The 18,197-nt window shown below is 65.2% G+C and carries 17 protein-coding genes and 1 pseudogene; 12 read left to right on the plus strand and 6 right to left on the minus strand.

From position 1 onward, the window contains the following. Positions 1 to 45 precede the first annotated feature (45 nt). Positions 46 to 1,026 (plus strand): hydroxymethylbilane synthase, encoded by a 981-nt coding sequence (hemC, locus tag CWO91_RS01445; RefSeq protein WP_130211942.1) that lies wholly within the window; start codon positions 46 to 48, stop codon positions 1,024 to 1,026. A 171-nt stretch (positions 1,027 to 1,197) separates the two neighbouring features. Here hemC and hemE read toward each other — a convergent pair whose 3' ends face one another. Further along, positions 1,198 to 2,232, minus strand: coding sequence for a uroporphyrinogen decarboxylase (hemE, locus tag CWO91_RS01450; RefSeq protein WP_130211943.1), 1,035 nt, complete (start codon positions 2,230 to 2,232; stop codon positions 1,198 to 1,200). 109 nt (positions 2,233 to 2,341) lie between these two features. On the opposite strand from hemE, the gene CWO91_RS01455 reads away from it, so the two are divergent. Both CWO91_RS01455 and CWO91_RS01460 read left to right on the plus strand, forming a co-directional pair. Continuing rightward, positions 2,342 to 2,557 carry a hypothetical protein gene (locus CWO91_RS01455; protein ID WP_091898984.1) on the plus strand — a complete coding sequence of 72 codons (216 nt, stop codon included), beginning with the start codon at positions 2,342 to 2,344 and terminating at the stop codon, positions 2,555 to 2,557. A 160-nt stretch (positions 2,558 to 2,717) separates the two neighbouring features. Beyond that, positions 2,718 to 4,622: a diguanylate cyclase domain-containing protein gene (locus CWO91_RS01460; RefSeq protein WP_130211944.1), complete on the plus strand. Its 1,905-nt coding sequence runs from the start codon at positions 2,718 to 2,720 to the stop codon at positions 4,620 to 4,622. Positions 4,623 to 4,777: 155 nt separating this feature from the next. Here the strand turns inward: CWO91_RS01460 and CWO91_RS43950 are convergent, their stop codons facing one another. Next, entirely contained in the window at positions 4,778 to 4,996 is a 219-nt protein-coding gene (locus CWO91_RS43950; RefSeq protein WP_130211945.1) for a SlyX family protein, read from the minus strand. Beyond that, positions 4,986 to 5,768 (minus strand): rhodanese-related sulfurtransferase, encoded by a 783-nt coding sequence (locus CWO91_RS01470; RefSeq protein ID WP_130211946.1) that lies wholly within the window; start codon positions 5,766 to 5,768, stop codon positions 4,986 to 4,988. Before CWO91_RS01470 ends, CWO91_RS43950 begins: the two co-directional genes overlap by 11 nt. A 198-nt stretch (positions 5,769 to 5,966) precedes the next feature. Here CWO91_RS01470 and ggt point away from each other — a divergent pair, with 198 nt between their 5' ends. The 8 genes from ggt to CWO91_RS01510 all read left to right on the plus strand — a co-directional run bounded on the left by ggt (position 5,967) and on the right by CWO91_RS01510 (position 13,931). Next, entirely contained in the window at positions 5,967 to 7,553 is a 1,587-nt protein-coding gene (gene ggt / locus CWO91_RS01475; protein ID WP_165405167.1) for a gamma-glutamyltransferase, read from the plus strand. 165 nt (positions 7,554 to 7,718) lie between these two features. Then, positions 7,719 to 8,333 (plus strand): (2Fe-2S)-binding protein, encoded by a 615-nt coding sequence (locus CWO91_RS01480; protein ID WP_130211948.1) that lies wholly within the window; start codon positions 7,719 to 7,721, stop codon positions 8,331 to 8,333. Positions 8,334 to 8,337: 4 nt separating this feature from the next. Then, positions 8,338 to 9,354: an FAD binding domain-containing protein gene (locus CWO91_RS01485; RefSeq protein ID WP_130211949.1), complete on the plus strand. Its 1,017-nt coding sequence runs from the start codon at positions 8,338 to 8,340 to the stop codon at positions 9,352 to 9,354. Between the two features lie 2 nt (positions 9,355 to 9,356). Further along, positions 9,357 to 11,648: a xanthine dehydrogenase family protein molybdopterin-binding subunit gene (locus CWO91_RS01490; protein WP_130211950.1), complete on the plus strand. Its 2,292-nt coding sequence runs from the start codon at positions 9,357 to 9,359 to the stop codon at positions 11,646 to 11,648. A gap of 60 nt (positions 11,649 to 11,708) precedes the next feature. Beyond that, the gene (locus CWO91_RS01495; protein ID WP_130211951.1) at positions 11,709 to 12,173 is read left to right on the plus strand and encodes an FKBP-type peptidyl-prolyl cis-trans isomerase; all 465 of its coding nucleotides are present in this window, start codon (positions 11,709 to 11,711) and stop codon (positions 12,171 to 12,173) included. A 172-nt stretch (positions 12,174 to 12,345) separates the two neighbouring features. Beyond that, positions 12,346 to 12,858, plus strand: coding sequence for a cupin domain-containing protein (locus tag CWO91_RS01500; RefSeq protein ID WP_128938099.1), 513 nt, complete (start codon positions 12,346 to 12,348; stop codon positions 12,856 to 12,858). 129 nt (positions 12,859 to 12,987) lie between these two features. Further along, positions 12,988 to 13,416 carry a VOC family protein gene (locus tag CWO91_RS01505; protein ID WP_130211952.1) on the plus strand — a complete coding sequence of 143 codons (429 nt, stop codon included), beginning with the start codon at positions 12,988 to 12,990 and terminating at the stop codon, positions 13,414 to 13,416. 26 nt (positions 13,417 to 13,442) lie between these two features. Further along, positions 13,443 to 13,931, plus strand: a complete 489-nt coding sequence (locus CWO91_RS01510; protein WP_130211953.1) for a VOC family protein — start codon at positions 13,443 to 13,445, stop codon at positions 13,929 to 13,931. A gap of 119 nt (positions 13,932 to 14,050) precedes the next feature. Here the strand turns inward: CWO91_RS01510 and CWO91_RS01515 are convergent, their stop codons facing one another. Together CWO91_RS01515 and CWO91_RS01520 are read right to left on the minus strand one after the other, a co-directional pair. Continuing rightward, entirely contained in the window at positions 14,051 to 15,226 is a 1,176-nt protein-coding gene (locus tag CWO91_RS01515; protein WP_165405168.1) for a hypothetical protein, read from the minus strand. A gap of 2 nt (positions 15,227 to 15,228) precedes the next feature. After that, complete coding sequence (locus CWO91_RS01520; protein ID WP_130211955.1) at positions 15,229 to 15,930, minus strand: FecR family protein; 702 nt, start codon at positions 15,928 to 15,930, stop codon at positions 15,229 to 15,231. Between the two features lie 199 nt (positions 15,931 to 16,129). Between CWO91_RS01520 and CWO91_RS01525 the strand changes: the two genes are divergently transcribed. Further along, positions 16,130 to 17,410 carry a phospholipid carrier-dependent glycosyltransferase gene (locus tag CWO91_RS01525; protein WP_130211956.1) on the plus strand — a complete coding sequence of 427 codons (1,281 nt, stop codon included), beginning with the start codon at positions 16,130 to 16,132 and terminating at the stop codon, positions 17,408 to 17,410. Positions 17,411 to 17,466: 56 nt separating this feature from the next. Here CWO91_RS01525 and CWO91_RS01530 read toward each other — a convergent pair. Beyond that, a pseudogene (locus tag CWO91_RS01530) lies at positions 17,467 to 18,107 on the minus strand (OmpA family protein). Positions 18,108 to 18,197 lie beyond the last annotated feature (90 nt).

The following is an 18,197-nucleotide window of genomic DNA, read 5'->3' on the forward strand; positions in this document are numbered from 1 at the left end:
AAGATCATGCTCAAACAAAATGACGTGTCTCGAAAGGATCAGGACTTGGCTACGCGATTCAAGATCGGCACCCGCAAGAGCGCGATGGCGCTGGCACAGACGGAAGAGATCGCACGCCGCCTGACCGCCGCTGTGCCCGATCTCGACGTCGAGATCGTCAAGTTCGACACGACGGGCGATCTCGACCAGACCAGCAAGCTCCTGGCCCACGGCGGCAAGGGCGGCGCCTTCGTCGCGCAGATCCGCGCCGCCGTCCTGTCGGGCGAGCTCCAGGCGGCGATGCATTCGCTCAAGGACATGCCGGGCAACGAGGACACGCCCGGCCTCGTCATCGGCGCCACCTTGTCGCGCGATCCGCCCAGTGACGCGCTGGTGCTGCGCGGCGGCGTGACGCTGGAGGCGCTGCGCCAGTCCCGCGGCAAGGGTTTCAAGATCGGCACCAACGCCGTGCGCCGCGCCGCCTATGCGCGGCGCCTGTTTCCGGAGGTGGAGGTGATCCACTTCCGCGGCGCCGCCGATACACGCGTGCGCAAGCTCGACAATGGCGAGAAGCAGCGCCTGCCGGATGGCGGTGCGGTGGGGCCGGCCGATGCGCTGATCATGGCGCGGTCGGGCCTCGATCGCGTCGGTCTTTCCAGCCGCATCGCCTACGAATTCACCGCGGCGGAGATGCTGCCTGCGGCGGGCCAGGGCATCGTCGCGGTCGAATGCGCCGCGCAGGACTGGCAGACGCGGAAAATCCTTTCATCGATCGACGATCCCGCCGCGCACGCCTGCGCCGATGCCGAGCGCGAGGTGCTGTGGGTGCTCAACGGCCACTGCAATTCGCCGGTGGCGGGGTTCTCGACCATTGCCGGTGATCAGATGTCGCTGGCCGCATCCGTGCTCGACCTCTCCGGCAACACCATCATCGAAGCCTCACGCGCTGGCCCCGCCAATCGCCCGCGCGAGCTCGGTCGTGCTGTAGCGTTGGATCTGTTGGCCAGGGGCGCCGCCGAGATCATCGAGCGCAGCCGGCCGCGCTGAGCCTGCCCGCGAAATCACAATCGGCGATGGTGCCATCCTGCGCCTGTTTTGCCCGACGTGTCAAACGCGCGGGGTGAGTCATGCCGGCCAAGACTTTTCAATGACTTGTCTACTGTGCATGGGGTTGTTTTCGCAGCTTTTTGTTTTGCCGCGCCCCTTGGTCGAAATAAATCAGCCCCGCACGCGCCTCAGCATCTGCTCGACATGGGCGATCGGCGTTTCCGGCTGGATGCCGTGGCCGAGATTGAAGATCAGGCGTCCTTTCGCAAAATTCGCCAGCACGTCGTCGACCGCGCGGTCGAGCGCTGCGCCACCAGTGATCAACACCAGCGGGTCGAGATTACCCTGCACGGCGACCTTGCTCTGCACGCGCTCGCGGATGAAGGCCGGCTCCGCGGTCCAGTCAATGCTCACCGCGTTGACGCCGGTTGCCTCGACATAGGCTGGCAGCTGCGCACCGGCACCGCGCGGGAAGCCGATGATCTTCGCATCCGGCACCTTCGCGCGCACGCCTTCGACGATGCGCCGCGTCGGTTCGATCGACCAGCGCGCGAACTCGGCGGGCGGCAGCACGCCGGCCCAGGTGTCGAAGATTTGCAAGGCGTCGGCGCCGGCGGCGAGCTGCGCCAGCAGATATTCGACCGAGTTGTCGACCAGCACGTCGATGATTTGCGCGAAGGCCTCCGGATGCCGGTAGGCCATCATGCGTGCCGGCGCCTGGTCGGGCGTGCCCTGGCCGGCGACCATGTAGGTCGCCACCGTCCATGGCGCGCCGCAGAAGCCGATCAGGGCCACCTCGGGAGCGAGCGCGCCGCGGACGATCCGCAGCGCCTCGAACACCGGTGCGAGCTTGGAGAAGTCGGCGCGCGCGGCCAGCGTCGCGACCTTCGCCGGATCATCCAGCGGTTCGAGCCGCGGGCCTTCGCCGACCTCGAAACGCACGGAGCGGCCGAGCGCATAGGGGATTACCAGGATATCCGAGAAGATGATCGCAGCATTGAAGCCGAACCTTCGGATCGGCTGCAGCGTCACCTCGGCGGCAAGCTCCGGGGTGAAGCAGAGATCGAGGAAGCCGCCCGCCTTGGCGCGCACCTCGCGATATTCCGGCAGGTAGCGGCCGGCCTGCCGCATCATCCACATGGGCGGGATGGCCTGGCGCTGGCCGGAGAGCACGTCGATGAAGGGCTTTGTCGCAGACTGGGGCACGAGCTGTCCTGATGCAGATTGAGGTTCCTGATACACCGTGAGAGGCCCGAGCGGAACAGGGGAACCAGCGCAAATGCGCCGCGTTGACCAGCCAATCGAGGAGGATCTCATGGCTCAGACATTCAACCCTGCGCCGCACGATAAGCACGCCGACGATCTGCGCGAAGCGCTCGCCGCCGATCGCAACGCAAAGCTCGATGACGGCCTGAAGGATACGTTCCCGGCCTCCGATCCCGTGAGCGCCGCGCAACCGACACCCTCGAAGGCGGATGCGGATGCCGAGCACCCCTCGCTCTGGAACAAAGTTAAGGCCATCTTCAGCTAACCGGCGGGAGCCGGATTCCGATAAGCACGCTAATGTTCTGTTAGCGATGCGCCGATGCTTGCGTCCGTACGACTACGGGATCGCCGCGCATTGCTGCGGTCATTTCAGAGTTCAATAACAGAAGCGGCAGAGTTTCCGAACGATCGGAGAATTCTGCCGCATGAGTGCTGCGACCCAAAGAGCCGGATGGAGCCGTCTGCCGCTGCGCGCGGCCGCGTTCGTCGTGCTCACCTGCGCCACCATCCTCGGGGTCAGCGCCTGGCGCGAATGGGCCACGCGCGATGCCGTGCTCAAGGGCGCCGAGACCGAGATGGCGAACGTTGCCCGTTCGCTGACACAGCATGCAGAGGACAGCCTCGATCTCCTGGATTCCGGCGTCGTCGGCGTCGTCAGCCGGCTGGAGATGGACGGCGCCGGCCCTGCCACGATCGCGAAGCTGCGCACCCTGCTGGAAGCGCGCAAGAAGGCCATCGAGCGCATTCACGGCCTCGGCATCATCGACGATCAGGGCAATTGGCTGACCTTGCCCGGCACGATCGGCTCGACCTTCAGCGATGACGCGTTCTTCCGTCATCACCAGTTCTCTCCGAAACGAGAGCCCCATGTCGGCCGTCCCGTGAAGAGCCTCCTGGACGGCGAATGGGTCGTCACCCTGTCGCGCCGCTTCAACAAGCCGGACGGCAGCTTCGGCGGCGTGGTGCTCGCGACCATCAGCTCTAAATATCTTTCGCATTTCTACGAGCAGTTCGAGATCGGCCGCAACAGCTCGGTGGCGCTGACGCATGGCGACGGCCTGATCGTCGCGCGCAACCCGAACAACGAAAAGTTCGTCGGACACAGTGTTGCCGACAAGCCGCTGTTCCGCGACGCCAGCCTGCAGCGGCCGGGCGGCGCCTATCATTTCAAGTCGCCGCTGGACGGCGCCCAGCGCGTCAGCTTCTTCAAGCGCAGCAGCCGCTACCCGCTGGTCCTGCTCGCCACCGTCGACAAGGACGAATTGCTGGCGCCCTGGCGCGCAGCCGCAATCTCCCGCATGCTCTACGTGGTCGCCCTGGTGATGCTGATCGCGATCATCGGTGCCGTGCTGGTGCGGCAGTTGCAGCGGGGCCAGCGCATGGCCGCGGCCCTGATCGAGAAGGAGGCGCACTTCCGCCTGCTCGCGGAAGGCTCCAGCGACATGGTGACCCGCATCGGGCTCGACGAGCGGCTGCGCTATGTCTCGCCCGCGTCGGTGCGCCTAGTCGGCTGGCGCGCCAATCAACTGATCGGCACGCCTGCGCTCGCGGGCATCAATCCGGAGGATCTGCCGCAGGTCCAGGCGATCGTCGACGCCATGAAGCGTGGCGAGACGGAGGAGGCGCGCCTCGTCTATCGCAACTCGCACCGGGAGAACGGCGAAGTCTGGCTCGAATCGACCATGCGGGTGACGCGCAAGGACAATGGGCGCGTCGACGGCGTGGTGGCGATCTCGCGCGACATCTCCGAACACAAGAAGCTGGAGACCATGCTCGAGACGCTCGCGATCGAGGACAGCCTCACGGGCCTTGCCAATCGCCGCCGGTTCGACGAACGGATGAAGGAGGAGTGGGCGCGTGCCTATCGCGACCGCTCCAGCCTCGCCTTGCTGATGATCGACGTCGACCACTTCAAGGCCTACAACGACGAATACGGCCATCCCGCGGGCGACGCCTGCCTCCGCCTGGTGGCGCAGGTCATCGCAACCGAGATGCAGCGTCCCGGCGATCTGGCAGCGCGCTATGGCGGCGAGGAGTTCGCCATGCTGCTGCCGAACACCGATGCCGAAGGCTGCGCCCGGATCGGCGACCGGATCAGGCGAGCGATCCGCGAGGCGGGCCTCGTCCACACCACCAACCATGCGACCGGTTGCGTCACCGCTTCGCTCGGAGGCGCGGCGTGCCGGCCGGTGCTGGAGCGCACGGCGGGCGTGGCCTCGCTCGTCGAGGCGGCCGATCAGGCGCTCTACGCCGCGAAGGAAGCCGGGCGCAACCGGTTGATGATGTCGGGCGAGGTGGCCAGCCTGATGCTCAAGGCGTCCGGTCAGTAAGATCGCCATCGTGTCCCGGACGCGACGCAGCGTGAAACGATGCGACGCTGAGCCGGGACCCAGCACTTTCTTCGCCGCAACCATAGGCCCCGGTTCAGCAGCGCATCGCGAAGGGCGCTGCGCTGCGCCCGGGGCACGAGATCTTAATCGAGATCTCAATAATGCGGCGGGCGCTCGTTGGCAGGGCCCGGCGCATTCGCCTCGGCCTCCTGGAGCCGTTCGCTCAGCTGTGCGATCTGCCGCGTCAGCGCGTCGATCTGCTTCCACTGCGCCGTGATGGTCTGGTTCAGCGTCTCGATCGTGTCGTCCTGATAGCTGAGGCGCATCTCCAGCGTGTCGATGCGCTCGCTCAGCGTCTTGATCTCATTCGTCACGGCCGTGCCCCTTGTCCAGTTCACGCAGGCCAAGTTCTCGCAATCCATGCCCGAGCGCGACGCGCTCGTCGAACACGAAGCATTCGCCGCGCCAGCGGCTCTGCGTCTGCGGCACCTCTTCCAGATATTTGAGGATGCCGCCCTTGAGGTGATAGACCTCGGCAAAGCCGCGCGCGAGCAGATGCGCGCTGGCCTTCTCGCAGCGGATGCCGCCGGTGCAGAACATCGCGATCCTGCGGTGCTTTGCCGGATCGAGCTGCGCGGCGGCAAAATCCTTGAACTGGCCAAAACTCTTGATGCCGGGATCGAGCGCGCCCTCGAACGTGCCCATCGCCACCTCGAAAGCATTGCGGGTGTCGAGCAGCAGCGTATCGGGTGCCGCGATCAGCGCATTCCATTCGGCGGCGTCGACATAGGTGCCGACCTGCTTTGTCGGATCGGCGGCCGCATCACCGAGCGTGACGATCTCCTTCTTCAGCCGCACCTTGAGCCGGCCGAACGGCATCGCCGCGGCGGTCGAGAATTTGAGTTCGAGATTGTCGAGCCGGCCGCCGAACGTGTCGCCGTGCGCGAGCTCGTGAGCGAAGGAGCCGATCGCCTCCGGGGTGCCCGCGACGGTGCCGTTGATGCCCTCCTGGGCCAGCAGCACGCTGCCCTTCAGCGCCAGGCGAGCGCAGAGCGCGCGCAGCGGCTCGCGCAGCTCGCGGTAATCCGGGAGGGCGGCGAATTGGTAGAAGGCGGCGACCTTGGTGACCGAATTGTTGTCAGACATGGCGGCTCGTTTAGCAGGCCGCCGGCGCCCGGAAAACCCGCCATGGCTGAAAGCCGCGAACGGTCCATACGCCCAGCGGATGGCAGCCATTTCATTGGTATGCCAGCATTGCTCCGGCTGGCCGGAATATGTCATGTAGGCCGGGTTTTTCCGAGATGGCGCGCGTCGCGCCGGATGTCCAAGAAAGCAAGAATTCGCATGAGAAACTTCCATTTCCCCGGCAGGTCCACCGTCCACGCCACCAATGCGATGGTGGCGACCTCGCATCCGCAGGCTTCGCTCGCCGCGATCGAGGTGCTGCGCGAGGGCGGCACGGCGGTGGACGCAGCGGTCGCCGGCTCGGCCGTGCTCGGCGTGATCGAGCCGCAATCGACCGGCATCGGCGGTGACTGTTTTGCGCTGATCCAGCCGCGGGGCGAGGGCAAGATCATCGCCTATAATGGCTCCGGCCGCGCGCCGAAGGCGGCGAACGCCGACTGGTATCTCGAGCGCAAGATCAACTCGGTACCGCTGACCTCGGCGCATGCGGTGTCGATCCCCGGCGTGGTCGATGCCTTTGCCACCGTGCTGCGCGATCACGGCAAGTTCGGCTTCGACCGGCTGCTGCAGCCCGCGATCAAGGCGGCGGAGGAGGGCTACGTCATCGCGCCGCGCATCGCCTTCGACTGGAAGAACCAGTTCGAGAAGCTGAAGGGTGGCACCAACACCGTGCGTTACCTATTGCCGGGCGGCAAGCCGCCGGTGGCCGGCGACGTCATTCGCCAACCGGAGCTCGGCAAGACGCTGCGCGCGATCGCCAAGGACGGCCGCGACGCCTTCTACAAGGGCCCGATCGCGGAGGACATGGTCGAGACCTTGCGCGGGATCGGCGGCCTGCACACGCTCGATGATTTCGCCGCGCATACGACGGAAGTGACCACGCCGATCGGCACCATGTACAAAGGCTACGACGTCTGGCAGTGCCCGCCGAACGGACCCGGCGTCACCATGCTGCTGATGCTGAACATCCTGTCGCGGTTCGATCTGACCAAGTTCGCACCGCTCAGCGTCGAGCGCTTCCACCTCGAGGCGGAGGCGGCGCGCATCGCCTACATGAATCGCGAGATGCATGTCGCCGCCCCCGATCACATGAAGATCAACGTCGCCGAGATGCTCGCCAAGGGCTTTGCCGACGAGTACATCAGCAAGATCCGGATGGACGGCATGCTCGAGCTGCCGAATGTCGCGCCGCCGATGAATCCGTCGACCATCTACATCACGGTGGTGGACAAGGACCGCAACGTCTGCTCGTTCATCAACTCGATCGCCCATTCCTTCGGCTCGGCGATCGTCTCCAACAAGACCGGCGTCCTGTTCCAGAACCGCGCCGGCGGATTCCGCATCCAGCCGGGCCATCCCAACTGCATCGCAGGCGGCAAGCGCCCGCTGCACACGATCATGCCGAGCCTGCTCACCAAGGGTGGCCGTTCCGTGATGCCGTTCGCCGTGATGGGCGGACAGTATCAACCGACCGGCCAGACGCATGTGCTGACCAACATCCTCGACTATGGCTGCGACGTGCAGGAGGCGATCGATATGCCGCGCGGCCTGCACTACGAGGGCCAGTATCAGCTCGAGGACAGCGTGCCCGCCGCGATCGTCGAAGGCCTGAAGAAGCTCGGCCACAAGACCACCAGCGTGGTCGGTCCGCTCGGCGGCGCCCAGGCGATCTGGATCGACTGGGAAAAGGGCACGCTCACCGGCGGTTCCGATCCGCGCAAGGACGGCTGCGCGCTGGGCTATTGAGCCCCCGCGCGGTTCCCCGCACAAGATCAGGAAAAGTTGACGAAGGGCGGCGCGGCATTTGCTGCGTCGCCCTTTCTCGTTCGGAACGGAGCCCATTGCTTCAGGTTAAGGGGCGATGAGCGGTGCAGGCGTGCGCTGCTTTGCAGATGAGCGGCGGAGGCGTCGATGTCCGACAAATCAAATTCCAAACAATCAGCATTCGATCGGCGCGCCTTCATGGCCGGTGTGGCTGGCAGTGCGCTTGTTCCGATCACGGCACGCGCGGCCGCAGAGGATGCCAGGGCTCCGGTCGCACAAGATCCGGCGCTTCCTGTCGAGGTCACCCTCCACGTGAACGGCAAGGACAAGCGCCTGAGCATCGATGCGCGTACCACTGTGCTCGACGCGCTGCGCGAACATCTCAAGCTCACCGGCAGCAAGAAGGGCTGCGATCACGGCCAGTGCGGCGCCTGCACGGTGCTGATCGGCGACCGGCGCGTGGTGTCGTGCCTGACGCTCGCGCTTGCGGCCGAAGGGCAGGAGATCACGACGATCGAAGGCCTCGCCACCAACGACCGCCTGCATCCGATGCAGCAGGCTTTCATCGACAACGACGCGTTCCAGTGTGGCTATTGCACGCCGGGCCAGATCATGTCCGCTGTGGCCTGCGTCAAGGAGGGGCATGCAAACAACGAGGCGGACATCCGCGAATATATGAGCGGCAATATCTGCCGCTGTGCCGCCTATCCCAACATCGTCGCCGCCGTGAAGCAGGCCGCGCCCGAGATCATGAAAGGCTAGGCGCATGCGACCGTTTTCGTATCAGAGGGCAACAGACCCTGACATGGCCGTGCAGGCGCTCAGCGCCGCCGTGACGGCGAACAATCCGCTGACCCAGGCCCCCGCGCAACCGCTCGCCGGCGGCACCACGCTGATCGATCTGATGAAGCTGGACGTGATGCGGCCGGCCGCGATCGTCGATATCAATCCGCTCGCGCGCGACTGGTCGGCGATCGAGCCGAAGGACGACGGCCTGCGGCTCGGCGCGCTCGCAAAGATGTCCGACGTCGCCGCGCATGACGGCATCCAGCGCAACTATCCGGTGATCGCCCATTCGCTGAAGCTCGCGGCGAGCGCCCAGCTGCGCAACATGGCGACGCTCGGCGGCAACGTAATGCAGCGAACGCGTTGCAGCTATTTCCGCGATGTTTCCTATGAGAACTGCAACAAGCGTCATCCCGGCTCCGGTTGCGCCGCGATGGACGGCGTCAACCGCATGCATGCCGTGCTCGGCGTCTCCGACCAGTGCATTGCGACCTACCCAGGCGATTTCGCCCAGGCGCTGATCGCGCTCGATGCCATGGTCGAGATCACGGGCAAGGCCGGCACGCGCAGCATGCCGTTCGCCCAGCTTCACAAGACGCCGGGCAGTACGCCCGACATCGAAACCACACTTCAGCCCGGTGAACTGATCTCGGCCTTCGCGGTGCCCGGACGCTGGCCGCGCTCCGTGTATCTCAAGGCGCGCGACCGGCAATCCTACGAATTCGCGCTGTCCTCGGCTGCAGTCGCGCTCGACGTGCAGGACAGCACGATCAGGGACGCGCGCGTCGCGCTCGGCGGTGTCGCCACCGTGCCCTGGCGGGCGCGCGAAGCGGAGGCGCTGCTCAAGGGGCAAAAGTTCGACGAAGCCCTGGCGCAGCGCGTCGCCGATGCCGCTTTCGCAGACGCCAGGGGACGGCGGCACAACAGCTTCAAGATCGCGCTCGGCAAGCGCGTGGTGGCACGCGCGCTCCAGCAGGCCGTAACGATGGAGATCTGATCATGACCGCTGCTGCTCCCGAGCCGAAGACGAACATGGGCCAGCCCGTGCCGCGCTATGACGCGGTCGTAAAGGTGACGGGACGCGCGACCTATGCGTCCGACATGCCGCTCGCCGACCCCGCCTATGCGTTCCTCGTCACCAGCGCCATCGCCAAGGGGCGGGTCGATCGCTTCGATCTCGATGACGCTAGGCGTGTCCGCGGCGTGATCGACATCCTCACCCACGAGAACGCACCGAAGCTGAAGGACTCGAGGCTCTTCAGCAATGGCGGCTATGCGGGCACGACGATCCAGCCGCTGAAATCGGCCGACATTGCCCATGACGGCCAGATCATCGCGGTGGTCGTTGCCGAGAGCTACGAGGCGGCGCGCGAGGCGGCCAACCGGGTCAAGGTCAGCTACACGGCCATCGCGCCGAGCGCGACCTTCGACTCGCCCGGAACCACCACGGCGGGCGCGAAGGGGCAGAATGCCCAGTTCAAGGAAGACCCGAAGGTCGGCGATTTCGCCAAGGCGTTCGACGAGGCCGAGGTCAAGCTGACCGCCTCCTACGACACGCCGACGCAGCATCACAATCCGATGGAGCTGTTCTCGACGAGTTGCGCCTGGATGGGCGACAACCTCGTCATCTACGAGCCGAGCCAGTTCGTCTACGGCCTGAAGAACGGCGTCGCCGAACAGCTCGGCATCGACGCCGACAAGGTCCGCGTGGTCAACCCCTATGTCGGCGGCGGCTTCGGCTCGCGCGGCTCGATGACGCCGCGCACCGCCATCGTCGCCGCTATCGCAAAGCGCCTGAACCGGCCGATCAAGCTGGTTCCGACCCGCGACCAAGGCTTTACCATCACCACCTATCGCGCCGAGACCCGCCACGAGATCAAGCTTGGTGCACGTCGCGACGGCAAGCTGGTCGCGCTCAGGCACGAGGGCGCCGAGGTATCCTCGCGGCCCGATCCCTATTGCGTCGGCGGCACCAAGACGACGACGCGGCTCTATGCCTGTCCGAACGTCGACAGCCTCGTCTCGATCGTGCGCGCCGATCGCAACACGCCCGGCTTCATGCGCTCGCCACCGGAGGTGCCGTATCTGTTCGCGCTGGAGAGCGCGATGGACGAGCTGGCGGTGAAGTTGAACATGGATCCGATCGAGCTCCGCCGCATCAACGACACCACCGTTGAGCCGATCAGCGGCAAGCCCTACACGTCGCGCTCGCTGATGGCCTGCTTCGACGAGGCGGCCAAGGCGTTCGGCTGGGCGCAGCGCTCGCCTCAACCGAAATCGATGTCGGACGGCGACTGGCTGATCGGCTATGGCTGTGCCACCACCTGCTACCCGACGCACATGGGGCCGTCCGCCGCGCGCGTGCGCCTCCAGCGTGACGGCCGCACCCGTGTCGAGATCGCCGGCCACGAGATCGGGACCGGCGCCTACACCATCATCGCCCAGACCGCCGCCGAGCGGCTCGGCGTGCCGCTCGAGAAGGTCGCCGTCTTCATCGGCGACAGCGACCTGCCGCCGGCGCCGGTTGCCGGAGGCTCGAATTCGACGGCCAGCACCTGCTCCGTGGTGATGATGGTGTGCGACCAGATCCGGCAGCGCCTGTTCAAGGCGGTGATGCCGAGCCAAAGCCTGACGGACAAGGCCAAGGAGACCGTGGGTATCGGCCAGACACCGGCCACGCAGGCGGCGAAGGGCGACCGCGCGCTCGACCTGGAGAAAGCCTTCGACGCGCTCGGTGTCGGCGTCGTCGAGGAATATGGTGAGTGGAAGCCGGAAGACGCGCCGCTGGATTCCTTCCGCGCCATGCACAGCGGGCAGGTGCGGCTGGTCGGTGGCCACGCCATGAAAGACCAGATCGCCTATGCCTTCGGTGCGGAGTTCGTCGAGGTCCGCGTCAACCGCTTCACGCATGAGATCCGCTGTCCCCGTCTGGTCGGCGCATTCGCCGCAGGCCGCATCATGAATCCGCGCACCGCGCGGAGCCAGCTGATGGGCGGGCTGATCTGGGGCATGTCGTCGGCGCTGCTCGAGGCCACCGAGATCGACGAACGCAATGCGCGCTACGTCAACGACAACTTCGCGGACTACCTCGTGCCCGTGAATGCGGACGTGCCCAGCGTCGAGGTCATCATGCTCTCCGAGCAGGACGATCACATCAATCCGGCAGGTGCGAAGGGCCTCGGCGAGCTTGCCAATGTCGGCACCAATGCGGCGGTCTGCAATGCGATCTATCACGCCACGGGCCAGCGCATCCGCAAGCTGCCAGTCCGGCTGGAAAATATCGAGGTGTGAGGGGTGGAAACCTCACCCGCGTTGCGCTAGACACCTCCCGCTTCAAACGGAAGGTGCCTAATGCAGCATTTCCAGCGCGCACTCCTCGCCCTGATGTCGGCACTCGCGATCACCGTGATCGCCGGCGTGTCGCATTTCGTTTCCACCACGGCCTCGGCCCAGACTGCAGGAAAGACCATGACCACAGCTTCAGGCTTGCAGATCATCGACAGCGTCGCCGGCACTGGCGCTTCGCCAAAGCCGGGCCAGATCTGCGTGATGCACTACACCGGCTGGCTCTATGAGAACGGCCAGAAGGGCAAGAAATTCGACTCGTCCGTCGACCGCAACGAGCCGTTCGAATTCCCGATCGGCAAGGGCCGCGTCATCGCCGGCTGGGACGAGGGCGTTGCCTCGATGAAGGTCGGCGGCAAGCGTACGCTGATCATCCCGCCGCAGCTCGGCTACGGCGCCCGCGGTGCCGGCGGCGTGATCCCGCCGAACGCGACGCTGATGTTCGACGTGGAATTGCTCGCGGTAAAATAGTTTGCGCCGTCATCCCGGGTTCGTGCTGCGCATCGCCCCGGGATGACTGAGCCATACGGGTTTGCTCGCGAAGGCAACGTCTCATGACTATGAGGGCTCCGATTTTGCTGTGGCTCGTGGGCGCGGCTTTGGGTTAGTTTGCCGCGCACGGAACCAACAGAAAGCAAGTCCCATGACCGGCCATGACCACACGCATTCGCACCATGCACACGATCACGACGATCGCTGGAAACATGACGGCGTGCGCGTCATTCCCGGCAACCAGCTCGATACGAACGTGCCGTCGACGGCAGGCATGGACCGCGCGGCCGCGATCAATTTCGCGCGCGTCGGCGCGCAGAAATTGTGGGCGGGCACGGTCAGCATCAAGCCCGATGCCAAGACCGGTGCGCATCACCACGGCCATCTCGAAAGCGTCATCTATGTGGTGAAGGGTAAGGCGCGGATGCGCTGGGGCGAGCGTCTGCAATTCACCGCGGAGGCCGGGCCCGGCGATTTCATTTTCGTCCCGCCTTACGTCCCGCATCAGGAGATCAACGCCAGCCCCGACGAGGTGCTGGAATGCGTGCTGGTGCGCAGCGACGGCGAGGCGGTCGCGATCAATCTCGATATTGAGCCGGTCGAGAAGCCCGAGACCGTGCTGTGGATCGACCCCGTTCATCGCGATCCCAACGAGAAGAAGTAAGGCCGTCCGAGGAGCGAGCTTCGGTGCGACAGAACCTCGCAGGGGAAGGTCAAAAATATATTCGGAAGTCGTGTCGGATGGCCGCCGGCTGGTCCGTCCTTGGGCAGAACCCCCGCCAAGGAGCTTCCGATGCCCAAGATGATCTTCGTCAACCTGCCGGTGACCGACCTCAAGCGCGCCACGGCCTTCTACGAGGCGATTGGCGCGGTCAAGAACCCGCAATTCTGCGATGAGACAGCAAGCTGCATGGTCTTTTCCGAGACCATTTTCGCCATGCTGCTGACCCACGACAAATTCCGTCAGTTCACGCCGAAGCCGATCGCGGATGCCAGGACCTCGAACCAGGTGCTGTTCTGCCTGTCCGCGGACAGCCGCAGCGATGTCGACGATATTGTCGGCAAGGCCGAGGCTGCAGGCGGGGTGGCCGATCCCAGTCCGAAGGACGAATACAGCTTCATGTACGGCCGCAGCTTCGAGGATCCGGACGGCCATATGTGGGGTGTGAACTGGATGGATCTCGCGGCGGCCCCTCTGCAGCCCGAGATGGCGAACGCCTGATCGCGGCCCAGAACAGGAGCATTCAAATGTCCAAGGTCACGCCCTGCCTGTGGTTCAACGGCGATGCCGAAGAAGCCGCCAACTTCTACGTCTCCCTGCTGCCCGACTCCAAGATCGTGCATGTCCAGCGCAACGTCTCCGATGGCCCTTCCGGCAAGCAGGGTTCGGTGCTCGTCGTCGAGTTCGCGCTCGGCGGGCAGCGCTTGGTCGCGCTGAATGGCGGAATGAAGATGGAGTACACCCACGCGCTGTCGCTGATGATCAATTGCGACGATCAGGCCCAGGTCGACAGCGTCTGGAGCGCGTTCCTGGCGCATGGCGGCAAGGAAGAGCAGTGCGGCTGGCTCAGGGATCGATGGGGCGTGGCCTGGCAGGTGGTGCCGAAAGTGATGTTCGAATTCCTGTCGAGCCCGGACAAGGCTGCGGCCGCGCGCGCGATGCAGGCGATGATGAAGATGGTCAAGCTGGATGTCGACGCGTTGCGTCGCGCGTTCGAGGGCAAGTCGGCGGCGTGAAGGCTGGACGGATGCCGTAGGGTGGGCAAAGGCGCATTTGCGCCGTGCCCACCATCATTCTCAAGGTGAAAGAGAAGCGGTGGGCGCGCTTCGCTTCGCCCACCCTACGAGACTGTGCCTCAATAATTAATCCTAAGCCCCACGCCGCCATGGATGGTGTTGCCGACCGGCTGCGGGCCCAGCGTGCCGTTGGCGAAGAGATCCACGATCCAGCCCTTTTGCACGCGGAAGCCGAGGCGGCCGCCATATTCGAACCATCCCTGGTTGCCCATGGTCGGGACCACCACGCCATTGCCGGTCACGGTCGCCACGATGCCGCTGTGGCCAGCAAACGACTGCACCCAGCCGCCGTTGATGTTGGCCTCGATGTTGCTGCCGTAGAGATGCGTCCACTGGCCGCCGATCTTGACCAAGCTGGTGCGGTCGGTACCGGTCGCAATCGTGGCATCGAACGGATTAAAGGCCACTGCGCTGTCGGTGTAGCCCGACACGCGCTGCCAGAGCTGCCAGACCTCGACGGAGGCCGCGACCTCGTCGCGCGGCGACAGGCGGCTGATCCAGCCGGCGCGTCCATAGACGGCGTAGTTCGACGCGTTGGTCGAGCCGGTCACGTTCACAGGGCCGAAGCTGGTATCGTAGCTGCGCGTGTAGCGCGCCTTCTCCCACGGCGTCAGGATCGTGCCGACGTCGAAGAACGGGCGCGACGAGCCCCAGTCGGTGAAGTCATAACGTAGCGCGAAGGCCCCGATCGGTGCGCTCGTGATCTTGTAGCCGCCCTCGTTGTAGTGCGTGTAGGCGATGCCGGCGAGCAGCGACAGATTGCTGGTCAGCTCCTTGCGGCCGTGGATGCCGGCGGAGAACGAGCCGGCCGAGCCGAACGCGCTGATGCAGTCGCTGCAATTGACCTGCTCGTTGACGCCGAGCAGCACCGTGCCGAGCACGCGGTTGGTGATCATCTGGTTGAAGCGCTGATTGGCGAGGCCGCCGATCGAATTGCCGCTGGAATCCGCGCCGGTCGGCGTCGGGCTTGGCGACGGATCCGGGCTCGGCGCGGGCGCAGGATCCGGGGTCGGCGAGGGCAACGGATAGGGGCTCGGCGAGGGGGAGGGTGACGGAGACGGCGAATAGGTCGGCGTTGGGGACGGAGAATAGGTCGGGTAAGGCGTCGGCTCACCGCATTGGGATCCGCACGTCGCCTGGGCTGCCGCCGGTCGAATATCCGGCGCAAATGCAAGCGCAGCCACGGCGGCCAGCGCGCCAGCGAGAACCGAGCGCTTGAAGCGGAGTTTCACCATTGTCACCGCCCGCACAGCATGCCGTCGTCTTGGACGGCAGGCGTGATGGTCGGCGAGGCGGCGGCATATTGGTTGACAGCGCAAAGCCCAGCGCTCGCTGCGCAGTTGGCGGCGAACGTCCAGGGCGGCGTGTTGGTCTTGGTGATGCCGACCTTGCCGCCAGTCGAGGTGATGATCGCAGTGTCGCCGGGCTGGGTGAGCTGCACGCACTGGGAGCTCTTCGTGCAGACGCTGGCCGCGCCCTCCTGAAGCACGACGACGGAGCGGCCGCGCTGCGAGAGGATGTCGAGCGTGGTGCCGCGCACGCCGATGGTCGCGAGCGGGGTCGTGATCTTGTAGGCGGCCTTGTCGGAGTGCCCGGTGACGAAGCGGAATGCGCCAGTGGTCATGCGGATCGCGACGTCGCGATAGCTGTGCTCGTCGTTGAAGACGGTGCGGTCGAGCTTCAGCGTGGCGCTCGGGCCCAGCGACAGGTTGGTGCTGTCGGCCATGACGAAGCGCGCCGCGCTGTCGGCGCCGGTGCGCACGGTCTCGTCGCGCAGCATGCTGTCGCCGACATTGATCGGCGTGGTGGTCGCGGCCACGCGCACCACTTCGTTCTGGATCACGACGGCTTCGCCGACGCGCGTCTGCGCCTGCGCGCAAGGGCCTGCGTACAATGCGGCCGACAACAGAGAGAGGAAAAGCCAGAAACGCAAATTCATATGCAACCGATCGATATGTCCCTGATCGTACCGGATCGCGCGCACTTGCGATGTGGCGGAATTATCACAAGCGGCGCGGGACGTGCGTTATGCTTAGTGACAGTCGCGGCAGAATGCGTTCAATGAAAACCGCGATCTCTTTTTTGTCCACGGTGACGTCAATTTGCCACGCAAAACATCTCCACGGCCGACGCTCGAATTGTCCGCGGTTCCAAAGGTGTCGCGGAGCGCAGTGATTGCCGTCGCGATTTTCCTGGTTGCTCATCTCGCGCTGCTGATCGGTCTCGCGACGCCGGAGAAGTTCGTCTTCGACGAGGTGCATTATGTGCCGGCGGCGCGGCAGATGCTGACGCCTGTGATGTCGCAGCCGATGCTCAATCCGATGCACCCGCCCCTGGGCAAGGAGCTGATCGCCGCATCGATCGCAGCCTTCGGCGACAACGCGTTTGGCTGGCGCTATCCGGCGACCTTGTTCGGCGCACTCGCGGTCGTCGCGATCTATCTGTGCGGCCTTGCGCTGTTCTCTGCGCAAGGGCCCGCGATCGCAGCCGCGCTCATCGCTGGCAGCAACCAGATGCTCTACGTGCAGGCGCGCATCGCCATGCTCGACATCTTTGCGCTAGGCTTCGGCCTGCTCGCGACCGCCGCCTTCATGCATGGTTTTCGAAGAGAGCGGCCGCATGCCCTGTTCGCGCTCACGGGCAGCCTGTTCGGCTGTGCTGCGGCCTGCAAATGGAGCGGCCTGTTTCCACTGAGCGTCTGCATCGTCATCGTTGCGGTGATCCGCCTGATGCAGGGCTGGCGCACGCAGTTTGCCGACGCCAGGCCGAGCGACTGGTATCGGCCCGATCTCTGGCCCGGTTTTCGGGTGCAGCATGCCGCGCTCTGCTTCGCCGTCCTGCCGGCCTTGACGTATCTTGCCGCTTTCGTTCCGCTCTACGGATTGTCGTTGCCGGATTTGATCGAGGCGCAGCGGCGGATCTTCACCGACAACACCACGACCGCGATCGCCGGCCACACCTATATGAGCGCGTGGCCATCCTGGCCGTTGCTCGCCCGCCCGGTCTGGTTCCTGTTCGACAAGACGGCGGAGGACAACATCGCCGCGATCGTCTTCCTAGGCAATCCGCTGGTGTTGTGGCCAGCGTTGCTCGCGCTCACTGTGGTGCTACGCGATTTCATCGTGGCGCGGCGCTGGGATGCATTCCTGATCGCGGCGTTCTATTTCGGTCCCTGGCTCGCCTGGGCGTTGCTGCCGCGCACGCTGGGTTTCATCTATTACTATCTGCCGGCAGCGACCGCGGCGTCCCTCGCGCTGGTCTATGTGCTGCGCCGGGAGGGGCTGCCGCGCTGGCTGCTGTGGGCCTATGTCGGCGTCGCCGCGGCCGGCTTTGCGGTTCTGCTGCCGATCTCCGCGGCCTTTGTCGGCACCTCCATGCGAACCTTCGGCCGGCTGATGCTGTTCCAGAGCTGGATATGACATCGCCGCCTGCCGGGCTGCAGCAGGCGGCGCGCTTCGTCGGCATAACTTGGAGATCACTTCGACGCGGTCTTGGTGTCCATGTTTACGACCTGGACGCGGCGGTTGATCGGGTCGGCGCCGTTGGCGGCGTCCTTCAGCTTGGTCTCGCCGTAACCGACGGTGACGAGATCAGCGCTGTTCAGGCCGTAGTTCTGCACCAGGTACTTCTTGATGGTGTCGGCGCGCGTTCGGAGAGGCCCTGGTTGTACTGTTCGCCGCCGGTCGAATCGGTGTGGCCGGCGACCACGAAGGTCGAACCTTTGAGCGCCGGATCGGACAGCGCCTTGCCGAGCGCTTGCACCGATGCCACCGACGTCTTGGCGATGTCAGCCGAGTTGTAGTCGAACTGAATCTCCAGATCGATCTTGGGCTTGGTCGCCGCGAGCTCGGCGATCTGCTCGCGCTCGCCCGTCGACAGCGAGCGGGTCGAGCGGTTGCGCACGGTGTTGAGGAATGTCGATTCCTTGGCCTGCGCGGCGGTATCGGCCTGCGGCCCAACGGACAGGCCACGGGTCACCGGCTTCGGCTTCAGTGCATCCAGGATCTGGCCCGCGGAGACGTTGTTGTCGCCGGCCAGTGCAAGGCTCGCCGTCATCGACAGGGCCGCGGAGAGAGTAATCGCCTTCAGTCCAAAAAATTTATCAAAACGGGTCATTGTCGTATCCTCGCTGTTACGCCTGATGGCGATTTGATGTTGCGAGCTTAGGGAAGGTTCAAAGGCCCTGATGTGATCCTTGTCACATTC

It is taken from the genome of Bradyrhizobium genosp. SA-3, from assembly GCF_004212635.1.
Classification (GTDB): domain Bacteria; phylum Pseudomonadota; class Alphaproteobacteria; order Rhizobiales; family Xanthobacteraceae; genus Bradyrhizobium.

Bases quoted from the DNA above. Each gene is read 5' to 3' on its own strand.
- CWO91_RS01455 (WP_091898984.1), top strand. From the start codon at position 2,342: ATGGCTCAGACATTCAACCCTGCGCCGCACGATAAGCACGCCGACGAT.
- CWO91_RS01460 (WP_130211944.1), top strand. From the start codon at position 2,718: ATGAGTGCTGCGACCCAAAGAGCCGGATGGAGCCGTCTGCCGCTGCGC.
- CWO91_RS01470 (WP_130211946.1), bottom strand. From the start codon at position 5,768: ATGTCTGACAACAATTCGGTCACCAAGGTCGCCGCCTTCTACCAATTC.
- ggt (WP_165405167.1), top strand. From the start codon at position 5,967: ATGAGAAACTTCCATTTCCCCGGCAGGTCCACCGTCCACGCCACCAAT.
- CWO91_RS01480 (WP_130211948.1), top strand. From the start codon at position 7,719: ATGTCCGACAAATCAAATTCCAAACAATCAGCATTCGATCGGCGCGCC.
- CWO91_RS01485 (WP_130211949.1), top strand. From the start codon at position 8,338: ATGCGACCGTTTTCGTATCAGAGGGCAACAGACCCTGACATGGCCGTG.
- CWO91_RS01490 (WP_130211950.1), top strand. From the start codon at position 9,357: ATGACCGCTGCTGCTCCCGAGCCGAAGACGAACATGGGCCAGCCCGTG.
- CWO91_RS01495 (WP_130211951.1), top strand. From the start codon at position 11,709: ATGCAGCATTTCCAGCGCGCACTCCTCGCCCTGATGTCGGCACTCGCG.
- CWO91_RS01500 (WP_128938099.1), top strand. From the start codon at position 12,346: ATGACCGGCCATGACCACACGCATTCGCACCATGCACACGATCACGAC.
- CWO91_RS01505 (WP_130211952.1), top strand. From the start codon at position 12,988: ATGCCCAAGATGATCTTCGTCAACCTGCCGGTGACCGACCTCAAGCGC.
- CWO91_RS01510 (WP_130211953.1), top strand. From the start codon at position 13,443: ATGTCCAAGGTCACGCCCTGCCTGTGGTTCAACGGCGATGCCGAAGAA.
- CWO91_RS01515 (WP_165405168.1), bottom strand. From the start codon at position 15,226: ATGGTGAAACTCCGCTTCAAGCGCTCGGTTCTCGCTGGCGCGCTGGCC.
- CWO91_RS01520 (WP_130211955.1), bottom strand. From the start codon at position 15,930: ATGAATTTGCGTTTCTGGCTTTTCCTCTCTCTGTTGTCGGCCGCATTG.